Origin of the sequence: Pseudomonas sp. MRSN 12121 (genome assembly GCF_000931465.1) — a bacterium.
Lineage (GTDB): Bacteria > Pseudomonadota > Gammaproteobacteria > Pseudomonadales > Pseudomonadaceae > Aquipseudomonas.
In genome coordinates, this window is record NZ_CP010892.1 from 2007573 (window position 1) to 2029978 (window position 22406).

22 protein-coding genes are annotated in these 22406 nt (G+C 62.0%); 16 read left to right on the forward strand and 6 right to left on the reverse strand.

Annotated features, from left to right (window positions below):
• Positions 1-50: 50 nt before the first annotated feature.
• Positions 51-848, forward strand: a complete 798-nt coding sequence (locus TO66_RS09140; protein WP_044462030.1) for an IclR family transcriptional regulator — start codon at positions 51-53, stop codon at positions 846-848.
• 92 nt (positions 849-940) lie between these two features.
• On the opposite strand, the gene TO66_RS09145 is transcribed toward TO66_RS09140, so the two are convergent.
• Positions 941-1993 (reverse strand): NAD(P)-dependent alcohol dehydrogenase, encoded by a 1053-nt coding sequence (locus tag TO66_RS09145; RefSeq protein ID WP_044462031.1) that lies wholly within the window; start codon positions 1991-1993, stop codon positions 941-943.
• Positions 1994-2174: 181 nt separating this feature from the next.
• Here TO66_RS09145 and TO66_RS09150 point away from each other — a divergent pair, with 181 nt between their 5' ends.
• Complete coding sequence (locus TO66_RS09150) at positions 2175-3065, forward strand: AraC family transcriptional regulator (RefSeq protein WP_044462032.1); 891 nt, start codon at positions 2175-2177, stop codon at positions 3063-3065.
• 172 nt (positions 3066-3237) lie between these two features.
• Here the strand turns inward: TO66_RS09150 and TO66_RS09155 are convergent, their stop codons facing one another.
• The gene (locus tag TO66_RS09155) at positions 3238-4902 is read right to left on the reverse strand and encodes an electron transfer flavoprotein-ubiquinone oxidoreductase (RefSeq protein WP_044462033.1); all 1665 of its coding nucleotides are present in this window, start codon (positions 4900-4902) and stop codon (positions 3238-3240) included.
• Between the two features lie 548 nt (positions 4903-5450).
• On the opposite strand from TO66_RS09155, the gene TO66_RS09160 reads away from it, so the two are divergent.
• The 11 genes from TO66_RS09160 to TO66_RS09210 all read left to right on the forward strand — a co-directional run bounded on the left by TO66_RS09160 (position 5451) and on the right by TO66_RS09210 (position 13419).
• Complete coding sequence (locus TO66_RS09160) at positions 5451-6200, forward strand: electron transfer flavoprotein subunit beta/FixA family protein (protein ID WP_044462034.1); 750 nt, start codon at positions 5451-5453, stop codon at positions 6198-6200.
• Between the two features lie 2 nt (positions 6201-6202).
• A complete protein-coding gene (locus tag TO66_RS09165; protein WP_044462035.1) occupies positions 6203-7132 on the forward strand; it encodes an electron transfer flavoprotein subunit alpha/FixB family protein in 930 nt (309 codons plus the stop codon).
• Positions 7133-7212: 80 nt separating this feature from the next.
• On the forward strand, positions 7213-8037 hold the full coding sequence (locus TO66_RS09170; RefSeq protein ID WP_044462036.1) for an ABC transporter substrate-binding protein: 825 nt from the start codon (positions 7213-7215) through the stop codon (positions 8035-8037).
• Positions 8038-8046: 9 nt separating this feature from the next.
• Entirely contained in the window at positions 8047-8403 is a 357-nt protein-coding gene (locus TO66_RS09175) for a DUF4398 domain-containing protein (RefSeq protein WP_044462037.1), read from the forward strand.
• On the forward strand, positions 8400-9212 hold the full coding sequence (locus TO66_RS09180) for an OmpA family protein (RefSeq protein ID WP_044462038.1): 813 nt from the start codon (positions 8400-8402) through the stop codon (positions 9210-9212). The genes TO66_RS09175 and TO66_RS09180 overlap by 4 nt, the downstream gene beginning before the upstream one ends.
• 200 nt (positions 9213-9412) lie before the next feature.
• Complete coding sequence (locus TO66_RS09185) at positions 9413-10852, forward strand: PLP-dependent aminotransferase family protein (protein ID WP_044462039.1); 1440 nt, start codon at positions 9413-9415, stop codon at positions 10850-10852.
• 78 nt (positions 10853-10930) lie between these two features.
• Entirely contained in the window at positions 10931-11428 is a 498-nt protein-coding gene (locus TO66_RS09190) for a hypothetical protein (RefSeq protein ID WP_044462040.1), read from the forward strand.
• A gap of 167 nt (positions 11429-11595) precedes the next feature.
• Positions 11596-11850: a YkgJ family cysteine cluster protein gene (locus TO66_RS32360; protein WP_080925997.1), complete on the forward strand. Its 255-nt coding sequence runs from the start codon at positions 11596-11598 to the stop codon at positions 11848-11850.
• A gap of 42 nt (positions 11851-11892) precedes the next feature.
• A complete protein-coding gene (locus TO66_RS09200) occupies positions 11893-12498 on the forward strand; it encodes an START domain-containing protein (RefSeq protein ID WP_044462042.1) in 606 nt (201 codons plus the stop codon).
• A 125-nt stretch (positions 12499-12623) separates the two neighbouring features.
• Positions 12624-12857 (forward strand): hypothetical protein, encoded by a 234-nt coding sequence (locus tag TO66_RS09205; RefSeq protein ID WP_044462043.1) that lies wholly within the window; start codon positions 12624-12626, stop codon positions 12855-12857.
• Between the two features lie 220 nt (positions 12858-13077).
• Positions 13078-13419 carry a ribonuclease E inhibitor RraB gene (locus tag TO66_RS09210; protein ID WP_044462044.1) on the forward strand — a complete coding sequence of 114 codons (342 nt, stop codon included), beginning with the start codon at positions 13078-13080 and terminating at the stop codon, positions 13417-13419.
• Positions 13420-13826: 407 nt separating this feature from the next.
• Here the strand turns inward: TO66_RS09210 and TO66_RS09215 are convergent, their stop codons facing one another.
• Positions 13827-14639: a cytochrome c gene (locus tag TO66_RS09215; protein ID WP_044462045.1), complete on the reverse strand. Its 813-nt coding sequence runs from the start codon at positions 14637-14639 to the stop codon at positions 13827-13829.
• Between the two features lie 699 nt (positions 14640-15338).
• On the opposite strand from TO66_RS09215, the gene TO66_RS09220 reads away from it, so the two are divergent.
• The 3 genes from TO66_RS09220 to TO66_RS09230 all read left to right on the forward strand — a co-directional run bounded on the left by TO66_RS09220 (position 15339) and on the right by TO66_RS09230 (position 19548).
• Positions 15339-16544, forward strand: coding sequence for an acetyl-CoA C-acetyltransferase (locus TO66_RS09220; RefSeq protein WP_044462046.1), 1206 nt, complete (start codon positions 15339-15341; stop codon positions 16542-16544).
• Positions 16545-16569: 25 nt separating this feature from the next.
• Positions 16570-18714, forward strand: a complete 2145-nt coding sequence (locus TO66_RS09225; RefSeq protein WP_044462047.1) for a 3-hydroxyacyl-CoA dehydrogenase NAD-binding domain-containing protein — start codon at positions 16570-16572, stop codon at positions 18712-18714.
• Between the two features lie 105 nt (positions 18715-18819).
• A complete protein-coding gene (locus TO66_RS09230) occupies positions 18820-19548 on the forward strand; it encodes an amidotransferase (RefSeq protein ID WP_044462048.1) in 729 nt (242 codons plus the stop codon).
• Positions 19549-19639: 91 nt separating this feature from the next.
• Here the strand turns inward: TO66_RS09230 and TO66_RS09235 are convergent, their stop codons facing one another.
• The 3 genes from TO66_RS09235 to TO66_RS09245 all read right to left on the reverse strand — a co-directional run bounded on the left by TO66_RS09235 (position 19640) and on the right by TO66_RS09245 (position 22359).
• The gene (locus tag TO66_RS09235) at positions 19640-20611 is read right to left on the reverse strand and encodes a magnesium and cobalt transport protein CorA (RefSeq protein ID WP_044462049.1); all 972 of its coding nucleotides are present in this window, start codon (positions 20609-20611) and stop codon (positions 19640-19642) included.
• Between the two features lie 130 nt (positions 20612-20741).
• Positions 20742-21464, reverse strand: a complete 723-nt coding sequence (locus TO66_RS09240; protein ID WP_044462050.1) for a 1-acyl-sn-glycerol-3-phosphate acyltransferase — start codon at positions 21462-21464, stop codon at positions 20742-20744.
• A 205-nt stretch (positions 21465-21669) separates the two neighbouring features.
• Positions 21670-22359, reverse strand: a complete 690-nt coding sequence (locus TO66_RS09245) for a crotonase/enoyl-CoA hydratase family protein (RefSeq protein ID WP_044462051.1) — start codon at positions 22357-22359, stop codon at positions 21670-21672.
• Positions 22360-22406 lie beyond the last annotated feature (47 nt).

Sequence of the window (22406 nt, forward strand, 5' to 3'; positions counted from 1 at the left end):
GCCGAGCGGCCATAATGGCCTTCGTTTTTCGTACACCCTTAAGGCTGGATATGCAGGAAGACGCCGCAAAAAACGCCAGGGATGCCGCTCCCACGGGCACCCAGACATTGCTCCGCGGACTGGCGGTGGTGCAGGCCGTGGCCGGCGGTGCCCGCGACCTCAAGGAAATCGCCCGGCTGATCGGCACCACGCGCAGCACGACCCATCGCCTGGCCAGTTGCCTGGTGGACGAGCGCTACCTGAGGGTAGTGCCGCAGGTCGGCTATCTGCTGGGGCCGAAGCTGATCGAACTGGGGTTCCAGGCGCGCGAGGCGTTGCCGCTGGCGACCCTGGCCACACCCTTCCTCGACGAACTATCGGCCCTGACCGGCGACACAGTTCACCTGGCGATCCGCGACGACGACGATGTGCTGTACCTGCACAAGAACCCGGGGCGCAACGGCCCGGAAATGCGTTCGCGGGTTGGTCATCGCATGCCGCTGGCGCGTACCGGGATCGGCAAGGCGCTGTTGCTCGACGACGCGCTGCTGGAATGGCAGCGCCTGTATGAAGCGAGTCTGCCGGTAGGAGGGCGGAACGTGCTCTGGCCACAGCACGAAGAACCGACCTGGGAACAGTTCCGCCAGCGCATGGAAGAATATGTGGCAGGCGGTTATGCCTTCGACCTGGAGGACAACGAACCGTCGATTCGTTGCGTGGCGGCGCCAGTGCGCGATGCCAGTGGCAAGATCGTCGCCGGCATCAGCATCGCCAGCACCGTGCCTTACATGCCGCTGGAGAAGATGGCCGAGCTGGTCCCGGTGATCAAGCGGGCCGCCGCCGGCATTTCCGCCGAGCTCGGCGGCTGAGTCAGGCTTCTGTAGGAGCGGAGCTTATCCGCGATGGGATTTTTCCAGGTCCGTCGCCATTGCGGGCAAGCCTCGCTCCTGCAGAACACGGTTTATGGCTTGAGGGTGGCCATGTCGATGACGAAGCGGTATTTCACGTCACCGGCGATCATGCGCTCGTAAGCCTCGTTGATCTGGCGGATGTCGAGCATTTCGATGTCGCAGCTGATGTTGTGCTCGGCGCAGAAATCCAGCACTTCCTGGGTCTCGGCGATGCCACCGATCAACGAGCCGGCCAGCACGCGACGGCCCAGCACCAGCTTGGCGGCGTGCACGGGCGGGTCTATCGGCTCGATCAGGCCGACCAGGATATGCACGCCGTCGTAGCGCAGGGTATCCAGGTAAGGGTTGAGGTCGTGCTGCACTGGGATGGTGTCCAGCAGGAAATCGAAGTGCCCGGCCGCCGCCTGCATCTGTGCGGCGTCGGTGGACACGATCACATGGTCGGCGCCCTGGCGGCGAGCTTCCTCGGCCTTGCTCGCCGAGCGGGTGAACAGCGTCACCTGCGCGCCCAGGGCCTTGGCGAACTTGATGCCCATGTGGCCCAGGCCGCCCATGCCGAGGATGCCTACCTTGTCACCGGCCTTCACTCCGTAGTGCTTGAGCGGCGAGTAGGTGGTGATGCCCGCGCAGAGAATCGGCGCGGCGCTGGCCAGGTCGAGTTTCTCGGGGATGCGCACCACGAAGTGCTCGCTGACTACGATGCTGTCGGAGTAACCGCCCAGGGTGTTGCTGCCGTCGATTCGGTCCGGGGTGGCGTAGGTCAGGGTCGGGCCCTCCAGGCAGTATTGCTCCAGGTTGGCGGCGCAGGCCTCGCAGTGCCGGCAAGAGTCGACCATGCAGCCGACGCCCACCAGGTCGCCGACCTTGTGCTTGCTGACATTGGCGCCGACGGCGGTGACCTTGCCGACGATCTCGTGGCCCGGCATCAGCGGGTACACGGCGATGCCCCATTCGTTGCGGGCCTGGTGGATATCGGAGTGGCAGACGCCGCAGTAGAGAATCTCGATGGCCACGTCGTCCGGGCGTGGGCTGCGGCGCTGGAAACTCATGGGGGCGAGGGGCGTGGTGGCTGACTGGGCGGCATAACCGATGGCTGTGTACATGATGGACCTCGCAAAAGCACTGACAGGTGAGGCGAGCCATTCTCGGGGTCGCGCCCTGGAGCGAACATGGCGATTCCTCGCCATGTCATGCCTATTCCTCCGGCTTCGGCCCCTGGCATGGAGGCACTGGCGTCCAGACCTGCGATGATGTTTCCATCCCTTTTTCCGTGAAGTTTTCGCCATGCAGTTGACCCGCCATCTTGATGCCAACGCTACCCTGGTGTCCCTGATCCAGCCCCTTGCGAACCGTGACGGTTTCGTCGCCACGGCGCTGCCCGGGGTCAAGGTGCTGCGGGCCAGCTGCGACGTGGCCCGCGGCCCGCAGATCTACGAGCCGAGCCTGATGATCATCGTCCAGGGCAGCAAGCTGGCGTACCTGGGGTCGCGGATCCTCGAGTACGGCGCCGGGCATTACCTGATCCAGGCGCTCTCTGTGCCATTCGAGTGCGAGACCTTCGCCATGCCCGATGCGCCGCTGTATGGGGTGTCGGTGGCTATCGACCGGGTGTTGCTGGGCGAGCTGGTGCTGGCGATGGGGACGGCGCCGGGGCGCGATCTCCAGGCGCAGACCCCGGAGTCCATGACCTCGGTGGTGTTCGACGACACCATGCGTGGCTGTGTGGAGCGGCTGCTGCGCTGCCTGCACGATCCGCTGGAGTGCAAGGTCATGGGCCAGGCGCGCCTGCGCGAGCTGATGTTCACCGTCCTGCGCGGTCCCCAGGCCGATGTGCTGCGTGCGCTGGTGGAGCAGCATGGGCGCCTCGCACGGATTTCCGGGGCGCTGAACCATTTGCACGAGCATTACACCGAGCCGCTGAACGTCGAGACCCTGGCCCGTTGCGCGAACATGAGCGCCTCGACCTTTCACGAACATTTCAAGCGCAGCACGCTGCTGTCGCCGGTGCAGTACCTCAAGCGCCTGCGCTTGCTCAAGGCGCAGCAGTTGCTGCTGGGGGAGGGGCTGGGCGTGGCCCAGGTGGCGCATCGGGTGGGCTACCAGAGCACCTCGCAGTTCAGCCGCGAGTACAAGCGCTACTTCGAGCGCAATCCGGGAGACGAGCGCGCCGCTTGATGGGCTGGCAGCGCCCTGTAGGAGCGAGGCTTGCCCGCGATGAACGATGACGCGGTCTGACAGATACATCGTCAAGGCCTTATCGCACGCAAGCTGTGCTCCTACAGAAGCAGTGAACGCAGGCCATAAAAAAGGCTCCCGAATGGGAGCCTTTTTTCTTCAAGCGTTGGTCTTACATGTTCGGGTAAGTCGGGCCGCCCGCGCCTTCCGGCGTGACCCAGGTGATGTTCTGGGCCGGGTCCTTGATGTCGCACGTCTTGCAGTGCACGCAGTTCTGGGCGTTGATCTGGAAGCGCTTCTCGCCGTCTTCCTTGGTGATCACCTCATACACACCGGCCGGGCAGTAGCGCTGCGCCGGTTCGTCGTACAGCGGCAGGTTCTTGTTCAGCGGAATGCTCGGATCGGTCAGCTTCAGGTGGCAAGGCTGCTCTTCTTCATGGTTGGTACCGGAGATGAACACCGAGCTCAACTTGTCGAAGCTGAGCTTGCCGTCCGGTTTCGGGTAGTCGATCTTCTTGCAGTCCGCCGCGAGCTTCAGGCAGGCGTAGTCCGGCTTGGTGTCGTGCAGGGTGAACGGCAGCTTGCCGCCGAACAGGTTCTGGTCGACCCAGTTGAAGCCGCCGCCGAGGATTGCGCCGTACTTGTGGATCGCCGGGCCGAAGTTGCGGCTGGCGAACAGTTCCTCGTACAGCCAGCTGGACTTGAACGCTTCGACATAGGTGTTCAATTCGTCGGCGCCCTCGGAGCCGGCGAACAGCGCATCGGCCACGGCGTCGGCGGCGAGCATGCCGGACTTCATGGCGGTGTGGCTGCCCTTGATCTTGGCGAAGTTCAGGGTGCCCAGGTCGCAACCGATCAGCGCACCGCCCTTGAACACCATCTTCGGCAGCGAGTTCAGGCCGCCTTTGCAGATGGCCCGTGCGCCGTAGCTGACGCGCTTGCCGCCTTCCAGGTACTGCTTGAGCACCGGGTGGTGCTTGAGGCGCTGGAATTCGTCGAAGGGCGACAGGTAGGTATTGCTGTAGGACAGGTCGACGATCAGGCCGACCACCACCTGGTTGTTTTCCAGGTGATAGAGGAAGGAGCCGCCGGTGTTCTCGGTACCCATGATGTCCAGCGGCCAGCCGGCGGTGTGCACCACCAGGCCTGGCTGATGCTTGGCCGGGTCGATTTCCCAGATTTCCTTGAGACCGATGCCGTAGTGCTGGGCGTCGGCGTCGCTGTCCAGGTTGAAGCGCTTGATCAACTGCTTGCCGATATGGCCACGGCAGCCTTCGGCGAACAGGGTGTACTTGCCGCGCAGTTCCATGCCGGGGGTGTAGAGGCCTTCCTTCGGGTTGCCTTCGCGGTCGACACCCAGGTCGCCGGTGATGATCCCGCGGACCACGCCGTTCTCGTCGAACAAGGCTTCCTGGGCGGCGAAACCCGGGTAGATTTCCACGCCCAGGTTCTCGGCCTGCTGGGCCAGCCAGCGGCACAGGTTACCGAGGGAGATGATGTAGTTGCCTTCGTTGTGCATGGTCTTGGGCACAAAGAAGTCAGGAATTTTCTGCGCGCTGTCGGGGTTCTTCAGGACATAGATGTCATCGCGCGTGACCGGCGTGTTCAGTGGCGCACCGAGCGCCTTCCAGTCCGGGAACAGCTCGTTCAGGGCGCGTGGTTCGAACACGGCACCGGACAGAATGTGAGCACCGACTTCGGAGCCTTTCTCGACCACGCAGACGCTGATTTCCTTACCGGCTTCGGCGGCCTTCTGCTTCAGTCGGCAGGCGGCGGACAAGCCAGCGGGGCCGGCACCGACGATGACCACGTCGAATTCCATGTATTCGCGTTCCACTAGGCTATCTCCTACTCAAGGCTCAACGGTTTTTTCTAATTGGAGGTTGGGTGTCGCATCGATGGTTTTCTCCGCCGGACAGGGGAGGGGACAATGAACGACCCGCCTTTTTCTCTAGGCGGCGCATTATATCTACACCACTCTTAGCGTCCAATACAAACGTTTGTTTGAATTTGCTGGAGCCCGTGTAGAATCAGAGAAACGCGGCTTATGACTGACTATTTTGCCGTATTGACCAGAATAGGCGTTCCGGTCAAGATACGGTCGGTTTTGCGCTCGCCGTAGGCTGACTGTTGGTTTCAAGAGCACCTCTAAAGACAGGGCGAAGGCAGTACACAAGGTGACGCAACGCGCAGTTTACATGCCGCGATAAAGAATGACCGGTCAGTCGCCACTGACGAACGGTCATCATCCCGTGAGCAAGGTCATCTGTCTGCTGTCCCAAGGGGCAATGTCAGCGTTTTTAGAGGTGCCCTTGTGCCCGATGAGCATCAACCGCCAGGTTCGCCTAGGCGACTTTCTTTTCACCGGAGAGTAACGAGGAATCCATGAAGGTTCTTGTAGCTGTCAAACGCGTTGTCGATTACAACGTCAAGGTTCGCGTCAAGGCGGACAATTCCGGCGTCGACCTCGCCAACGTCAAGATGTCGATGAACCCTTTCTGCGAAATCGCAGTGGAAGAAGCCGTACGCCTGAAAGAGAAGGGCGTAGCGACTGAAATCGTCGTCGTCTCCATCGGTCCTGCTACTGCTCAAGAGCAACTGCGTACCGCCCTGGCGCTGGGTGCCGATCGTGCCATCCTCGTCGAATCCGCCGATGAACTGAACTCCCTGGCCGTGGCCAAGCTGCTCAAGGCCGTGGTCGACAAGGAACAGCCGCAACTGGTGATCCTTGGCAAGCAAGCCATCGACAGCGACAACAACCAGACCGGCCAGATGCTGGCGGCCCTGAGCGGCTACGCTCAAGGCACCTTCGCCTCCAAGGTCATCGTTGAGGGCGACAAGGTTGCCGTGACCCGTGAAATCGACGGCGGCCTGCAGACCGTTTCGCTGAGCCTGCCGGCGATCGTCACCACCGACCTGCGTTTGAACGAGCCGCGCTACGCGTCCCTGCCAAACATCATGAAAGCCAAGAAGAAGCCTCTCGAGACGCTGACTCCGGACGCTTTGGGCGTTTCCACCGCCTCGACCAACAAGACCCTGAAAGTCGAAGCACCGGCTGCACGCAGCGCGGGTATCAAGGTCAAGTCGGTCGCTGAACTGGTCGAGAAACTGAAAAACGAAGCGAAGGTAATCTGACTATGACTATCTTGGTAATCGCCGAACACGACAACAAGGCGCTGGCCCCGGCCACCCTGAACACCGTTGCTGCCGCTGCCAAAATCGGCGGCGACATCCACGTGCTGGTTGCCGGCCAGGGCGCTGGCGCCGTGGCTGAAGCCGCCGCGAAAATCGCTGGCGTGAGCAAGGTCCTGAACGCTGACAACGCCGCTTACGCGCATCAGCTGCCGGAAAACGTTGCACCGCTGGTTGCCGAGTTGGGCAAGGGCTACAGCCACATCCTGGCCGCCGCCACGTCCAACGGTAAAAACATCCTGCCGCGGGTTGCCGCCCAACTGGACGTCGACCAGATCTCCGAGATCATCTCGGTAGAAAGCGCCGACACCTTCAAGCGTCCGATCTATGCCGGTAACGCCATCGCTACCGTGCAATCGAACGCCGCCGTGAAAGTCATCACCGTGCGCGCCACCGGTTTCGACCCGGTTGCCGCCGAAGGCGGTTCGGCCGCCGTGGAAGCGGTGGCTGCCGCTCACGATGCCGGCAAGTCGAGCTTCGTCGGCGAAGAGCTGGCCAAGTCCGACCGTCCTGAACTGACCGCTGCCAAGATCGTCGTTTCCGGCGGCCGCGGCATGCAGAACGGCGACAACTTCAAGCACCTGTACGCCCTGGCCGACAAGCTGGGCGCTGCCGTGGGCGCTTCGCGCGCCGCGGTCGACGCAGGTTTCGTACCGAACGACATGCAGGTCGGCCAGACCGGCAAGATCGTTGCGCCACAGCTGTACATCGCCGTCGGTATCTCCGGCGCGATCCAGCACCTGGCCGGCATGAAAGACTCCAAGGTGATCGTGGCGATCAACAAGGATGAAGAAGCACCGATCTTCCAGGTCGCCGATTACGGCCTGGTGGCGGACTTGTTCGAAGCCGTACCTGAGCTGGAGAAGCTGGTCTAATCCAGCGGCTTCACTTATAAAGAGCCCGGTCTTTTGGCCGGGCTTTTTATTGTCTGGAATGCGAGTGGGAGAATTTCGCCATGGATCTGCGCCGCCTGGGTGGCTTGTCGCTGCTGCTGGGACTGACGCTGCTGCCGTTGTCGTCGATGGCCGCCGGTAAATGCGAGCGCCTGGTGGTGACCGGCAGCCCGGATGCCCCGCCCTATTTATGGCGCGACCCGCAGGACCCCGACCACCTGATTGGCGCCAGCGCCGAGCTGTTGCAGCAGGTGGCGAAGGATCTGGGGATCAAGGTCGAACTGCTATACGCCGGCAAACGCTCGGCGGCCCTGGACGAAGTGCGCAGCGGGCGGATGGACATGCTGGCCGACGCGCCGCTGACGGTAAGCGAGCTGGAAGCCCTGGACTATATCCATCCGCCGCTGCTGGAAAACGATTTCCTGGTCTGGACCCGTAAAGGCTCGACGCTGAGCTACAGCCAGCCGTCGGACCTGCACGGACACAGTGGTGCGTTGTCGGAAAGGGCGCGCTTGACGCCATCGTTCGACGCCTTCGCCAAGGAGCAGTTGAACCTGACCCGCATGCCGAACCTGACCCAGGCCTTCCAGAAGCTCTTGCTGGGGGAGGTGGAGTACGTACTGGCCGGGCGTTATGCCGGCACGGCCCTGGCCCAGTCGCTGGGCATGGCCAATGATCTGCTGGCATTTCCGCAGCCCGCCGACAAACCCGGCCTGTTCCTGGCCGTCTCGCACAACTCCGCCTGCAACGACCCATGGTTGCGCGGACAGTTGGCGAAAAAGATGACAGAATTGCCCGCGTCCGGTCTGACGGAAGCCGTGTTGCAGCGCAATCTCGAGCGTTGGAAGGCGCAATTGCAGCAGCCTGTCAGCACCCCAAAACAGTAGGGATTTCTTGTGAGTATTCGACCTCTTTTCGCTGCCCTGGCCGTCCTGGCTCTGGCGGGTTGCGCAGCCGATCCGGCGCCGAATGAACAAATGCGCCTGACCGAACAGACCCTGGCCCAGGCCAAGGCCGTGGGGGCCACGGCCGAAGACGTGCCGGAGCTGAAGCTGGCCGAAGACAAATTCGCCCGGGCGCAGCGCAACATGCAGGAACAGTCGTTCAAGCATGCGCGCATGCGTGCCGAGCAAGCGGAGCTGGATGCGCGCCTGGCCGAAGCACGGGTCCTGACCCTCAAGAGCCAGGAACAACTGAACATGCTCCAGACCCGCATCACTCGCCTGCGCAAGCAACTGGGAGATGCCCAATGACTCGCCTGACCCGCGTCTTGAGTGGCGCCCTGTTGATCGCCTTTGCCGGTCTCTATGGCTGTGCCGGGCAGCGCAGCGACGCAGCCTTGGAACAGGCCAGCGAAGACTTCCAGAAGGTCAAGGAAGACTCCAACGTGCTGCGCATCGCCCCCAAGGATGTGATCCGTGCCGGTGAGTCCCTGGCCCGGGCCGATCGTCTGTCCAGCTACTGGGGCAGCGGTGGCGATGTGGTGCATTACGCCTACCTCAGCCAGCGCTACAGCGAAATTGCCCGCGAGCACACCAATCAGGCATTGAATCAGGAGCAGGCGGCCAAGCTCGAACTGGAGCGCCAGCGCCTGCAACTGGCCCTGCGCGAGGCCAAGCTGGTGAGCGTGCAGCAGCAGGGCAAGTGGCTGGAGGAGCAGATCATCAACCTGGCCACCACCCAGACCGATCGCGGGCTGGTGATGACCCTGGGCGACGTGCTGTTCGATACCGGTGAAGCGGAGCTGAAAAGCTCGGCCAATCGCACCGTGCTAAAGGTCGTGCAGTTCCTCCAGCTGAACCCCAAGCGCGTGGTGCGGATCGAGGGTTATACGGACAACACCGGCGACAAGCAGAGCAATCTGAAACTGTCCCGCGATCGGGCGCAGTCCGTGGCCGACATCCTGGTGGACCTGGGCGTCGAGGAGAAACGCGTCCAGGTCGAAGGTTACGGCGATGAATACCCGGTCGAGGCCAATGCCTCGGAACGTGGGCGGGCGCAGAACCGTCGGGTGGAAATCGTCTTCTCCGACGAGCAGGGCCAGCTCGGCGCGGCTCGCTAAGGCAGCGATAGTTCAGAAACCCGGCTTCCTTCAGGAGCCGGGTTTTTTTGTGCCTGACGATTGGTACACAGAACAGTACAGTTTTTGCTGACACCGCCCTGTACCGTCGACTATTGTGGCAACTGTCCCAGTACACTTATGAACTGTTCCGGTATCGTCATCCACAACAATAAAATGCCGGTGAAATCGAGTGCAGCGTCATGACCAATCTCTTGCTTTATCAACGTATCGCTCAGCAGCTGGCTGAGGATATCCGTCGTGGTGTGTACCAGCCGGGAGAGCGCGTACCCTCGGTACGCAAGATGAGCTCGCAGCTCAATGTCAGCCATGCGACGGTGCTCCAGGCGTATGCCAATCTCGAGGATCAGGGCCTGATCCGGGCCCGTCCGCAGTCGGGCTACTACGTGCACCAGACCCCGGCGCTGACCGCGCCGACCCCGGACATCGCCCGGGTCGAAAGGCCGGGCCTGGTAACGCGCAGCAGCATCATTCACCAGGTATTGGTGGAGTCGCGCCGCGAAGGCGTGTTTCCGTTAGGCGCCGCGGTGCCGAGTGTCGATTACCTGCCGGTGCGGGCGCTACACCAGCAACTGGCCAAGGTCACCCGGTTTCACAGCCCGCGGGCGTTCAGCTACATGTTCAGTCCCGGCTTCGAGCCGCTGCGCCGCCAGGTCGCCATCCGCATGCGCGATGCCGGCGTGGTGGTCGACCCGTCGGAAGTGGTGATTACCCATGGCTGCGTGGACGCGCTGCAGATGTCGTTGCGCGTGCTGACCCGTCCGGGCGACCTGATCGCCGCGGAGTCGCCGACCTATTACGGCTTGCTGCAACTGGCCGACCTGCTGGGGCTCAAGGTCATCGAGATCCCCAGCGACCCTTCCACCGGCATGAGCCTGGAGGCGCTGCAACTGGCGGCCAACCAGTGGTCGATCAAGGCCTTGGTCCTGACCACGCGCCTGAGCAATCCCTTGGGCGGCACCATGCCGGAAGAACGCCAGAAGCAACTGCTGCGCCTGGCCTCGGACTTCGATATCCAGGTGGTCGAGGACGATATCTACGGCGAATTGATGTTCGAGGTAGGGCGTACCAAGGCATTGAAAGCCTATGACCGGCTGGACCGGGTGATCTACTGCTCGAGCTTTTCCAAGACCCTGTCGCCCGGGGTGCGCATCGGCTGGATGATTGCCGGCAAGTACCAGCAGGAAATCCAGCGCCTGCAGACGTTCAGCACTCACTCGGCCTGCAGCGTGACCCAGATGGGCGTTGCGGCCTACCTGGAGAACGGCGGCTACGACCGGCACCTGCGCTTCATCCGCCAGGAGTACCGCAAGAACCTCAGCGCCTTTCAGCTGGCGGTGCAGCAGTATTTTCCGGAGGGCACGCAGATTACCCGTCCCAATGGCGGTTTCATTCTCTGGGTCAGCCTGCCAGGGCGGGTCAATACCCAGGAATTGCATGTCCGGGCGTTGCAGCAGGGCATCAGTATCGCGCCGGGGTTGATCTTCAGTAATACCGAGCAGTTCAACCACTGCATCCGCCTCAATTGCGGCACTCCCTGGAACCGCGAGGCCGAGCGGGCCTTGATGACCCTGGGCATGTTGGCCAGCCAACTGTGCCTGGAGGCTACGGGCGGTTTTTGACGGATCGGCGGTCGTGCTTGTTTTCGAGCAGTCAAAAAGCGAGCATATGGCTCTTTGCCGCTGATCCATTGTCTTTTTATGAAAGCGATTTTTCCTATTGCCTGGGTGTTGGTCTGTGCGTTGGGTGCCGTGGGCATTGGCGGCGCGATGGCTGCCCCGGGTCCGGAAAAGGTGGCGAGCACGGCTGAGCACAAGACGCAGAAGCCGGCTCCTGTGAAAAAGGCTGCACCCGTGAAGAAGGCTGCCGCCACCAGCAAGCCCAAACCGGTGAAGAGGCGTGCGCCGATCGCTTCCAAATCCAAGTCTGCCAGCGAGATCGCCAGGACGCCTTTGCCCTCGGCCAAGGTGGATTTGAGCCTGCCCCCGGAAATGGTCAAGCAGCTGCAACCGATCGGTACCGTCAACCAGCCCAAGCGCATCCCGTTACTGCCACCGATGTTCGGCGAAAAGCCCAAGGATGACAGTCCGTTCCAGCTCAACGGCCGCTTGCTGAGCAACGAAATGCAATTGCAACTGCGCAACGACGAGCGACGTGACATCGAAGGCGCGGCGCTGGATTTCGAGTTCAAGCAGTAAACCCCGCCCCGACTGTGACCTGTTGCGCCGACGCTTTGTCGGAGACTGGTCAGTCACGCGAACCTGAACCTAAAAACCCGCTCGCGGCCAATTTCAAACGGCTGTTTTAGCGGTTACTCTAGTCCGCGCCATTTCAATACATTGCCCGCCGTGAGGAGCTTGTCGTCATGAATTGCCGTGAAGGCTGTGGCGCCTGTTGCATCGCCCCTTCCATCAGTAGCCCGATTCCCGGAATGCCCCATGGCAAGCCGGCCGGAGAACGTTGCATCCATCTTTCTGTCGAACAGCTGTGCGGCTTGTTCGGCCTGCCCGAACGGCCAGCCGTATGTGGTGGGTTCCAGCCGGATGTCGAGGTGTGCGGCAGCGATCGGGAAGAGGCTATCCGCTTGATCGGCTGGTGGGAGCAAATGACGGCGGCGTGAAGTGTTTCAATGATCGGAACTTCAACAATAAGGAATAAGACAATGGGTTCGCTGCATCGAATTGCTGTGCTCTGTGGGTTGACCGTTCTACTGTCGGCAACGGCCCACGCCGAAGATTGGCAAACGGCCAAGGATGAAGACGGCATCAAGGTCTCCTTGAGTGAAGTGGCCGGTTCCAAATACAAGGCCTACCGGGGCGTGACCACCATGAAGACCACCATGGCCAAGTTGCGCGCCCTGCAGGAGGATGTGGCCGGTGCCTGCGCCTGGATCCATGAGTGCAAGTCGCAGAAGCTGCTCAAGCACGAAGGCGACCAGAGCTGGACCTATACCCAGTTCAACACCCCTTGGCCGGTTACGGCGCGGGATTCGGTGCTGCATGTCACCACCAGCGAAGGCGCCGATGGCAGCCTGATCCGCAAGCTCGAAGGCGTACCGACCTACATTCCCGAGGAAAAAGGTTTCGTGCGCGTGGCCCAGGTCGAAGGCTTCTGGAAGTTCGTGCCCAAGGGCGCGGACCAGATCGAAGTGACCTATCAGGTGCATACCGATCCTGGCGGCAGCGTGCCGTCGTGGTTGTCCAACAAATTCGTCGTGGATGCGCCGTTCAATACCCTCAAGGCCTTGAAGGCGCGCGCTGAGAAATAAGCGCTGGCGTAAACAAGAAAGGCTGCCAATAGGCAGCCTTTTTTATCCCCCGTCCGAACGATTATCCATGCGCCAGGGTCGACATCTTGTGGGTCCATTCATGGACTCTTCCCAGGAGGCACTTGATGCAAAAATGGCAAATCGTTTTCGTCGACGATCATGGTGTCCAGTCAGTGGAGCAATTCGACTGTGAGCAACAGCCCAGCATGGAACGGGCGGCACAATTGATTCGCGCAAAGCTCCTGCCGGTTCCGGCGGAACTTGACCTCAATGACCTGGAAGGGCGCACGGCCGAGCCCACAGTCAAGAACCTGAAATACCAGCACAGTATCCAGATCCTCAGTATCCAGCCCATTTGATCCCTTATGCATAAAGCTCGTTGGAGCTTGAACCAGGTCTTGGCAGTGTCAGTGTCTTGGCGCTACTCTGGATTCGAGATCAGCGAATGAATCGCTAAGGTCTGGTCTTGTCAGCTACATGCTTGTTTCCTGGCGGCGATCTTCTCGCCGCGGGCCTGCACCGTGCGGTGGCAGGCAGGGAGTACGGAAAGTCTATCCATCGGTTTGAGGAGGACGTTTCATGAGCACAGCCTATCAAGAAGACATCAGCAGCAGCGTGCTGCGCCGCATGAAAGAAGGCGGTTTCGACTTTTCACGATTCCATCCCATCGAGTTCTACGCTGTTTTCCCGGACGAGGAGCGGGCACGCAGGGCGGCAGGACAGTTTCGCGGTGAATCCTTGAATGCCCAGGTCAGTGTGCGCGATGACGGCGCCTGGTACCTGGAGCTGAGCAAGGTGATGTACGCCACCTATGGCGGCATCGGGGACTTCGAACAGGACTTCGAAGCGGTGGTTGCCCCCTTGGGCGGGATCATAGAAGGCTGGGGCGTGAAGCAGGAGGTTCGAGGGCGACTCGTGTAGGGCTTATGAATAGCGTCAAGACTCAGCATCGGCTGACCTTCGGGTCGGCCGATTGCGTTTTTGCCACCAGGACCTGTAGGAGCGCAGCTTGCGCGCGATAAGGATGACGCGGTATTCCGGCAAAACCGCGTCGGCCTTATCGCGGGCAAGCCTCGCTCCTACAAAAAAGGGCAAAAAAAAGGCCACCCGCTGAGGGTGGCCAAAAGGGAAGACCGGTAAGGAGAGGAAACCGGTCGGGACATTCCGGACCCGGCTGCCAGTGGCGCCATGAAGGGGGAGCATCGACTTCGCGCTGCGCAGAAGTCATGTGAGCTGTTGCGATGAATTCTGCGTAGTTTTGCCGTAACGGTGAAATCAAGTCTGGCTATGCCCTCGATAGGCATTGCCAGGCTGTGGTCGTGCGCAGGTCATTGCCCAGACTGCTTGCGCCCCGCCATATGCTTCAGGTAACCCAGCAGCAGCTCCAGCTCGGCGTCCGGCAGTACGCTGCTGGAGAAGCCCGGCATCTTCGCCTGCGGCCAGCGGCGCAGGCTTTGCGGATCACGGATATAGCGCTTGAGAAAGTCCGCACCGAAGTACTCGGTGGGGTTGTAGGGGATATTCAGGTCGGGACCGAACTGCGAATCGCCGGCGCCGTTGAGGCGATGGCAGGCCAGGCAGTTCTTCTGGAACAGGGCGAAGCCCCGGTTCACCGGGTCGGTGGCGGCCAGTTTCGGGTCCGGGAGCAGTGCCGGGAAACGTTCGGCCACCGCTGCCAGGCGTTTGATGCTGGCGACCTGGAACGGCCATTGCTCTGGACTGATATGCCCGGCCTGGGGGTGAGTCCACACCAGGTAGAACGGTCCGGCGCTGGGCTTGCCCTCGGCCAGGGGAGGCCAGGGCTTGGCCGGATCTTCGATGGCCAGCCAGGCCTGGGCACCAGCTGTGTTGAGCAGCGGCGCGGCGGGCATTTCGGCGGCGAAGCCGTCCAGGGCGACCGCCTGTAGGTGGTCGTCGGCGCGGATGCCGGTGAGCAGGGCCGAGACAGGCAGTGCGCGGTAATTCATGTCGCGCTTGTACGACACGTCATCCTTGATCTTGATGTTGCGTGCCTGTGGGTGCTTGAGCAGTTCCTCGGTCTGCCAGGTGCGGCTGTCGGCGCCCAGTTCCAGGGTCAATTGCGCGGCGTGCGCGGGCGTGGTGAGCAGCAGCGCGCTGCACAGGAGAATGAGAGATTTCAATTGATCGCTGTCCGTCGCAAGGTGGAGAGGGCCGCGTACAGCCCGTCTCCAGTTTTCTGAAAGGCGCGACGTTACGCTGATTCAGCGCGGCCGCGATGTCAGGAAGAGTGGCACACAAGCGCCCGCCCCGGTAGTGAACCGGAGCGCAAGGATGCAATGGCGTGACGGAATGCCCACGCCTCTAGCCGATCACTTTGGTGAGATTCGGCAAGATCAGCAGCAAGGTGGTGGCGAACAGAATGAGCCCCGCTTGACGAACTTTCGAATGCTTGAACATGGCTGAATGCCTTTTGTTGTTATTCCTGAACATCAAATGCATGCCTGTCTCTTCGCTCTGGTCGCAGGGTCAGAGTCAGGCGATGTGTCCCTTTTCTTGCGCGTGCACCGGCAAGACCCGGCTGCAACGATTCACTACCTACAGCTCCTACCTTAGGGGCCTTGTAACCCTTGGCTTAGATCCATTTCATATCAGCTAATGAAAAAAGCCTTTCAAACAGGCATGAGGCGTTGTGCCATCTTCTTGCTCGCCCTCTGTCTAGACACATCCGCCAGCGGCCAAAGGCGATCCCTTAGCTCACTACCGTTCGTCTGAGCGTGACCGTCAAGGTCAGTGAGCGCATCGGTCATTGAATCCGCGCCTGGCGCGGCCAAGAGTGGAGCCCTGTCATCCATTCATCTGCACAGCGGTTCGAGGACGTCATGACCCAGGCTTTGATATTCGACGCATTACGCACCCCCCGTGGCAAAGGCAAGGCCGACGGTGCCTTGCACAGCGTCAAACCGGTGAACCTGCTGGCGGGGTTGCTCGATGCCCTGCAGCGTCGCAACGAGCTCGACACCAGCCAGGTCGACGACATCGTGCTGGGTTGCGTGACGCCCATCGGCGATCAGGGCGCGGACATCGCCAGGACCGCGGCGCTGGTGGCCGACTGGGATGTCAGCGTGGCCGGGGTGCAGATCAACCGTTTCTGCGCCTCGGGCCTCGAGGCGGTGAACCTGGGTGCGATGAAAGTGCGCTCCGGTTTCGAGGACCTGGTGGTGGTCGGCGGCGTCGAGTCGATGTCGCGGGTGCCCATGGGCAGCGACGGCGGGGCCTGGGTACTCGACCCGCAAACCAATATGCACAGCCATTTCACCCCGCAGGGTATCGGCGCGGACCTGATCGCCACCCTCGAAGGCTTCAGCCGCGAGGACGTGGATGGCTTCGCCCTGCAGTCGCAGCAGAAGGCGGCCCGGGCCCGGGCCAACGGTTCGTTCAACAAGTCCCTGGTGCCGGTGCAGGACCAGAACGGCATTGTCCTGTTGGATCACGATGAATTCATACGTGCGGACTCGACCCTGGAGGGCCTGGGCAAGCTCAAGCCCAGTTTCGAGATGATCGGCCAGATGGGGTTCGATGCCACCGCCTTGCGGGTCTACAGCCATGTCGAGCGCATCCGCCATGTGCATACGCCAGGCAACAGCTCCGGGATAGTCGACGGCGCGGCGCTGATGCTCATCGGTTCCGAGGCGAAGGGCCTGGCGCTCGGGCTCAAGCCACGGGCGCGGATTGTCGCCACGGCCGTCACCAGCACCGATCCGACCATCATGCTCACCGGGCCGGCGCCGGCCACGCGCAAGGCGCTGGCCAAGGCCGGGCTGCGAGTCGAGGACATCGATCTGTTCGAGGTCAACGAGGCCTTCGCCTCGGTGGTGTTGAAGTTCATCAAGGACATGGCCATCGATCCGGCCAAGGTCAACGTCAATGGCGGCTCCATCGCCATGGGCCACCCATTGGGCGCGACCGGCTGCGCGATCCTCGGCACCCTGCTCGACGAGCTCGAGGCGCGGGGCCGGCGTTACGGCCTGGCGACCCTGTGTGTCGGCGGCGGCATGGGTATCGCCACCATCATCGAACGCCTCTGAGCCCCGACTTCAAGGAATCACTTTCATGACCGAAGCCATCCGTTACGAAAAGGGCCAGGACCAGATCGTCGTCCTGACCATCGATATGCCAGGCCAGAGTGCCAACACCATGAACGGGGTGTACCGCGAGGCCATGGCCGCCTGTGTCGCCCGCTTGCAAGCCGAGCAGGAATCGATCGCCGGGGTAATTGTCACATCGGCGAAAAAGACCTTCTTCGCCGGGGGCGATCTCAATGAGCTGATCAAGATCGGCAAGCCCGAGGCTCAGGCCTTCTATGACATGGTGCTGAACCTCAAGGGCCAGTTGCGGGCCCTGGAGACTCTGGGCAAGCCGGTCGTGGCGGCGATCAACGGCGCCGCCCTCGGTGGCGGCTGGGAAATCTGCCTGGCCTGTCATCACCGCGTCGCCCTGGACGACAAGAACCTGCAGATCGGCCTGCCGGAGGTCACCCTCGGCCTGCTGCCGGGCGGCGGCGGTGTGGTGCGCATGGTGCGCATGCTGGGGCTGGAAAAGGCCCTGCCGTATCTGCTGGAAGGCAAGAAGGTCCGTCCGCAACAGGCGTTGCAGGCAGGGCTGATCGACGAACTGGCCAGCGACCGCGACGACCTGCTGGCCAAGGCCAAGGCCTGGATAGTCGCCAACCCGGCGGCCAGGCAGCGCTGGGACGTGGCGGGCTACCAGATCCCCGGCGGCACGCCGGCGCACCCGAAAGTCGCGCAGATGCTGGCTATCGCGCCGTCGATCCTGCGCAGCAAGACCCAAGGCTGCCTGCCGGCGCCGGAGAAGATTCTCTGCGCCGCGGTGGAAGGCGCCCAGGTCGATTTCGATACCGCGCAGTTGATCGAGACCCGCTATTTCACCGAGCTGACCACCGGCCAGGTGGCGAAAAACATGATCGGGACCTTCTGGTTCCAGCTCAACGAGATCAACGCCGGCGGTTCCCGGCCCCAGGGCTTTGCGCCTTATGTGACCCGGAAAGTCGGCATTCTCGGCGCCGGCATGATGGGCGCCGGAATCGCCTATGTCAGCGCGCTGGCCGGTATCGAGGTGGTGCTCAAGGACATCAGCCTGGCCGCGGCCGAGAAGGGCAAGGCGCATTCGGCGGCGCTGCTGGAGAAGAAGGTCGCCCGTGGCCAGTTGAGCGCCGAACAGCGCGATGCCACGCTGGCGCGGATCCGCCCTGCGGAGCAGGAGGCCGACCTGGCCGGATGCGACCTGATCATCGAGGCGGTGTACGAAGATCGCGAACTCAAGGCCAAGGTTTCCAAAGCCGCGCAACAGGTGGTCGGCGCCGATGCGGTGATCGCTTCCAATACCTCGACGCTGCCCATCAGTGGCCTGGCCAAGGCGGTGCCCGATCAAGGCAAATTCATCGGCCTGCACTTCTTCAGCCCGGTGGAGAAAATGCCCCTGGTGGAAATCATCAAGGGCGAGCACACCAGCGATGAAACCCTGGCCCGTGGTTTCGATTTCGTCTTGCAGATCAGAAAGACCCCGATCGTGGTCAACGACAGCCGCGGCTTCTTCACATCGCGGGTGTTCGGCACCTTCACCAATGAAGGCATCGCCATGCTCGGCGAGGGTGTGGCCGCGCCGATGATCGAGACCGAGGCGCGCAAGGCGGGCATGCCGATCGGCCCGCTGGCGATCTCCGATGAGGTTTCCCTGAGCTTGATGAGCCATATCCGCCAACAGACCGCCAGGGACCTGCAGGCCGAAGGCAAGCTGCTGGTGGCGCATCCGGCCTTTGCCGTGATCGATTTGCTGCTCAACGAATACAAGCGTGCCGGCAAGGCCGCTGGCGGTGGTTTCTACGAGTATCCGGCGGCGGGGCAGAAGCACCTGTGGCCCCAGCTGAAAGCCCGCTTCGAGCAGGCCGACGGGCAGATTCCCGCGCAGGACGTGCGCGATCGCCTGCTGTTCGTACAAGCCATCGAGACTGTGCGCTGCGTGGAGGAGGGGGTGTTGCGCTCGACCGCCGATGCCAACATCGGCTCGATCTTCGGCATCGGCTTCGCCGCCTGGACCGGCGGTGCCCTGCAGTTCATCAACCAGTACGGCCTGAAAGACTTCATCGCCCGTGCCCAATACCTGGCCGAGCAATATGGCGAACGGTTCGCGCCGCCGGCGCTGCTGTTGGAAAAAGCCGCCAAGGGACAGCTGTTCTGAGCCTGAAGGGGATAAAGTGACGCATCGCGGGGCTTGCCTTGGCCGAGTGTTTCAAGGCAGGCTCTGGGGTGTTCATTATTCCCATCATCGTGTCAGGTATTTTTTATGTCGCTACGCATCTGCATTCTGGAAACCGACATCCTGCGTCCAGAATTGGTCGATCAATACCAGGGATACGGGCAGATGTTCCAGCGCCTGTTTTCGCAGCAGCCAATCGCTGCCGAATTCACCGTCTACAACGTGATGCAGGGCGATTATCCGAGCGACGACCTGAGCTTCGACGCCTACCTGGTCACCGGGAGCAAGGCCGATTCCTTCGGCACCGATCCCTGGATTCAAACCCTCAAGACCTACCTGCTGGACCGCTACCAGCGTGGCGACAAACTGCTGGGCATCTGCTTTGGCCACCAACTGCTGGCGCTGTTGCTGGGCGGCAAGAGCGAGCGCGCGACCCAGGGGTGGGGCGTGGGCACCCACAACTACAAGCTGGCGGCCAAGGCGCCGTGGATGAGCCCGGTGGTGGAGGAACTGACGCTGTTGATCAGCCACCAGGACCAGGTCACCGCCTTGCCGGAAAACGCCACGGTCATCGCCTCCAGCGATTTCTGCCCGTTCGCCGCCTATCACATCAATGACCAGGTGCTGTGCTTCCAGGGGCACCCGGAGTTCATCCATGACTATTCGCGGGCACTGTTGGACCTGCGTCAGCAGCACTTGGGCGAACAGGTCTATCAGAAGGGCATCGCCAGCCTGGACCGGGCTCATCACGGCAGCACCGTGGCTGAATGGATGATGCGTTTCGTGGCGCACAAGCCGCAGGCCGCTTCGCTCTGAATCCTCGGTATCGCGAGCAGGCCGGCAAAGCGCTCAGCGCCCTGTAGGAGCGAAGCGTGCTCGCGATAGCGTCATCTCTGATACATCTGCCTCAAAGCCATCCCGAGCGCTTGAAGCTCGCCCACAACCCGGTACATCCCACCACCAGGAATGCCAGCACGCCGAAGTAGCCGTAATGCAGCTTCAGCTCGGGCATGTTGTCGAAGTTCATCCCATAGATCCCGGCCACCGCCGTCGGGAACGCGAGGATCGCTGCCCAGGCGGCGAACTTGCGTTGCACCACGCTTTGGCGCGAGGCCTCCAGCAGGACGCCGATCTCGATGGTCTGGCTGGCGATGTCGCGCAGGGTCGCCAGGTCTTCCATCTGCCGGGTGACGTGGATCTGCACGTCGCGAAAGTAGGGGCGCATGTTCTTGTCGATAAACGGGAAGCTGAGTTTCTGCAGCTCTTCGCTGATCTCCACCATGGGCGCCACATGACGGCGCAGGCGCAGCACATCGCGACGCAGGCTGTGCAGGTGCTGGATATCGCGCTCGTTGAGCGCACTGCACAACACGCTGTGTTCCAGCTCGTCGATCTCGGCGTGAATGGCTTCGCTCACCGGCTGGTAGTTTTCCGTGACGAAATCCAGCAGCGCGTACAGCACGAAGTCTTCGCCGTGCTCGAGCAGCAATGGCCGCGCTTCACAGCGCTGGCGTACGGCGGAATAGGATTTGGAGTGACCGTTGCGGGCAGTGATGATGTAGCCATTGCCGGCAAAGATGTGGGTCTCGATGAACTCCAGCTTGCCGTTTTCGCGCACCGGGGAGTAAGTGACGATAAACAGCGCGTCGCCGAAGGTTTCGAGTTTCGGCCGGCTGTGTTTTTCCAGCGCGTCCTCGATGGCCAGTTCATGGAGGTTGAACTGGCGTTGCAGGTTGGCCAGTTCCTGGGCGTTGGGTTCTTCGAGGCCGATCCAGACGAAGTGTCCGGGTTTGGCGGCCCAGGCCGCGCCCTCGTCGAGGGTGATATTGGTGACTTTCTTGCCCGCGCTGTAGACGGCGGCGGCAACGACTCTGCCCATGGTGCTGGTTCGCTTCTTCTTATCCGGATGAGGGGAAAACACCGTGCAGCTTAGCCTCATGAGTGTTCAGAGTCAGCCCGCAGGTCGGAGTTCATCGGACAAGAAAAAGCCCGCGCGCGGCGGGCTGTTTTCAGGCGGTCTGGAGCTGGCGGTCCATCGACTCGATGCACGCGCGCATCTGTTCGCGGCATTGTTCGATCAGCCTTGGCATGTCCTCCATGCTCAGGCCCGCGGTAGGGATCGCCGGCAGCGAGCGGATCAGGATCTTGCCGCTGTGCCAGCGGTTGAGGCGCATATGGCGGATATAGCTGCTGGCGCATACCGGAACGATCGGCACGCCCGCGGCGATAGCCATCTGGAAGGCGCCTTTCTTGAACGGCAGCAGCTCTTCGCCGAGGTTGCGGGTGCCTTCCGGGAAGACCCAGATCGACGTGTCCTTGTGCTGCAGGGTGTGGGTGGTGGTCAGCATCGAACGGCGTGCCTTATGCGCGTTGCCGCGGTCGATCAGCACGTTGCCCGCAAGCCAGAACAGCTGGCCGAACAAGGGCACCCATTTCAGGCTTTTCTTGCCAATGCACACGGTGCGCGGCGGCACCACATTGCCGAACACGAACAGGTCGTAGTTGGACTGGTGGTTGGCGACGATCACGCAGCTGTCGGGCTTGTTCATCAACGGCCCGACCTCGGCCTTGACCCGCAGGCGCAGGATGCACATGGCCGGCCAGGCATACAGGCGGGCGCACAGGCGGCTGTTGTCCGGGTTGAACGGGCGGCACAGCCCCAGCACCACGCCGAGTATTCCCGCTGCAATAAAATGCAGGCCCATCAACGACATACGAAACAGAAACAGCATCTACAGGCCCACCGGGGACAAAAGGTGGCGCAGTGTACGGATGTGCACTGTTTTCGGCAATTACCTGTAGGGAAGAAGGAGATAGCCGATGTTTAAGGGCATGTTTCCGACTCTTTGCTCAGCCGCGCGCCAGAGCGTTCGCGGGCGCACGGGGCAGAAAAAAGCCCGGCGCGAAGGCCGGGCTGGCAGGCGACGGGGCCGGGCTTCAGCCCATGTGTTCCTGATCGAGGATGATCGCGTTGTCCAGCGCTTCCAGCAGCGCCTTGCGCACTTTCAGCTTGGTGTTCTTGTGGGCGGTCATGTTGATCTTTTTCAGTTGCCGGGCTGCGGCCAGGGCCGCGCCTTGCAGTTCCTCGGCGCTCACCAGCTTGTCGAGGAAGCCGGCGTCCACCGCGCCTTGCGGGTCGAACATCTCGCCATTGATCACCGAGCGGTGCAGCGCGGATTTACGCAGGCGGTCACGGGCCAGCTCGATGCCGGCGTGGTGCATGGTCATGCCGATCTGCACTTCGTTCAGGCCGATGCTGAACGGGCCCTCGACGCCGATGCGGTAATCCGCGGACAGCAGCAGGAATGCGCCCTTGGCCACAGCGTGCCCAGGGCAGGCGACGATGACGGGGAAGGGGTGCGACAGCAGGCGACGGGCCAGGGTCGAACCGGCGGTCACCAGGCTCACGGCTTCCTTGGGGCCGGCGGTCATCACCTTCAGGTCGTAGCCGCCCGACAGAATGCCTGGCTGCCCGGTGACGATCACCACCGCGCGATCGGCAGTGGCCTGGTCCAGTGCGGCGTTGAAAGCGGCAATCACGTCCGGGGAAATGGCATTGACCTTGCCATTGCTCAAGGTCAGGGTCGCGATACCGTCTTCGAGGTGGTAAGAGATCAACTCACTCATGACGCAATTCCTTGTATTGAAGTGGGGCAGACGTTACCCACCGCCAC

Excerpts from the sequence above, each read along its gene's own strand:
- TO66_RS09190 (WP_044462040.1), top strand. The coding sequence starts at position 10,931 with ATGAAAGCGATTTTTCCTATTGCCTGGGTGTTGGTCTGTGCGTTGGGT.
- TO66_RS09180 (WP_044462038.1), top strand. The coding sequence starts at position 8,400 with ATGACTCGCCTGACCCGCGTCTTGAGTGGCGCCCTGTTGATCGCCTTT.
- TO66_RS09165 (WP_044462035.1), top strand. The coding sequence starts at position 6,203 with ATGACTATCTTGGTAATCGCCGAACACGACAACAAGGCGCTGGCCCCG.
- TO66_RS09145 (WP_044462031.1), bottom strand. The coding sequence starts at position 1,993 with ATGTACACAGCCATCGGTTATGCCGCCCAGTCAGCCACCACGCCCCTC.
- TO66_RS09225 (WP_044462047.1), top strand. The coding sequence starts at position 16,570 with ATGACCGAAGCCATCCGTTACGAAAAGGGCCAGGACCAGATCGTCGTC.
- TO66_RS09230 (WP_044462048.1), top strand. The coding sequence starts at position 18,820 with ATGTCGCTACGCATCTGCATTCTGGAAACCGACATCCTGCGTCCAGAA.
- TO66_RS09220 (WP_044462046.1), top strand. The coding sequence starts at position 15,339 with ATGACCCAGGCTTTGATATTCGACGCATTACGCACCCCCCGTGGCAAA.
- TO66_RS09210 (WP_044462044.1), top strand. The coding sequence starts at position 13,078 with ATGAGCACAGCCTATCAAGAAGACATCAGCAGCAGCGTGCTGCGCCGC.
- TO66_RS09245 (WP_044462051.1), bottom strand. The coding sequence starts at position 22,359 with ATGAGTGAGTTGATCTCTTACCACCTCGAAGACGGTATCGCGACCCTG.
- TO66_RS09150 (WP_044462032.1), top strand. The coding sequence starts at position 2,175 with ATGCAGTTGACCCGCCATCTTGATGCCAACGCTACCCTGGTGTCCCTG.
- TO66_RS09140 (WP_044462030.1), top strand. The coding sequence starts at position 51 with ATGCAGGAAGACGCCGCAAAAAACGCCAGGGATGCCGCTCCCACGGGC.
- TO66_RS09205 (WP_044462043.1), top strand. The coding sequence starts at position 12,624 with ATGCAAAAATGGCAAATCGTTTTCGTCGACGATCATGGTGTCCAGTCA.
- TO66_RS32360 (WP_080925997.1), top strand. The coding sequence starts at position 11,596 with ATGAATTGCCGTGAAGGCTGTGGCGCCTGTTGCATCGCCCCTTCCATC.
- TO66_RS09170 (WP_044462036.1), top strand. The coding sequence starts at position 7,213 with ATGGATCTGCGCCGCCTGGGTGGCTTGTCGCTGCTGCTGGGACTGACG.
- TO66_RS09185 (WP_044462039.1), top strand. The coding sequence starts at position 9,413 with ATGACCAATCTCTTGCTTTATCAACGTATCGCTCAGCAGCTGGCTGAG.
- TO66_RS09240 (WP_044462050.1), bottom strand. The coding sequence starts at position 21,464 with ATGCTGTTTCTGTTTCGTATGTCGTTGATGGGCCTGCATTTTATTGCA.
- TO66_RS09160 (WP_044462034.1), top strand. The coding sequence starts at position 5,451 with ATGAAGGTTCTTGTAGCTGTCAAACGCGTTGTCGATTACAACGTCAAG.
- TO66_RS09200 (WP_044462042.1), top strand. The coding sequence starts at position 11,893 with ATGGGTTCGCTGCATCGAATTGCTGTGCTCTGTGGGTTGACCGTTCTA.
- TO66_RS09235 (WP_044462049.1), bottom strand. The coding sequence starts at position 20,611 with ATGGGCAGAGTCGTTGCCGCCGCCGTCTACAGCGCGGGCAAGAAAGTC.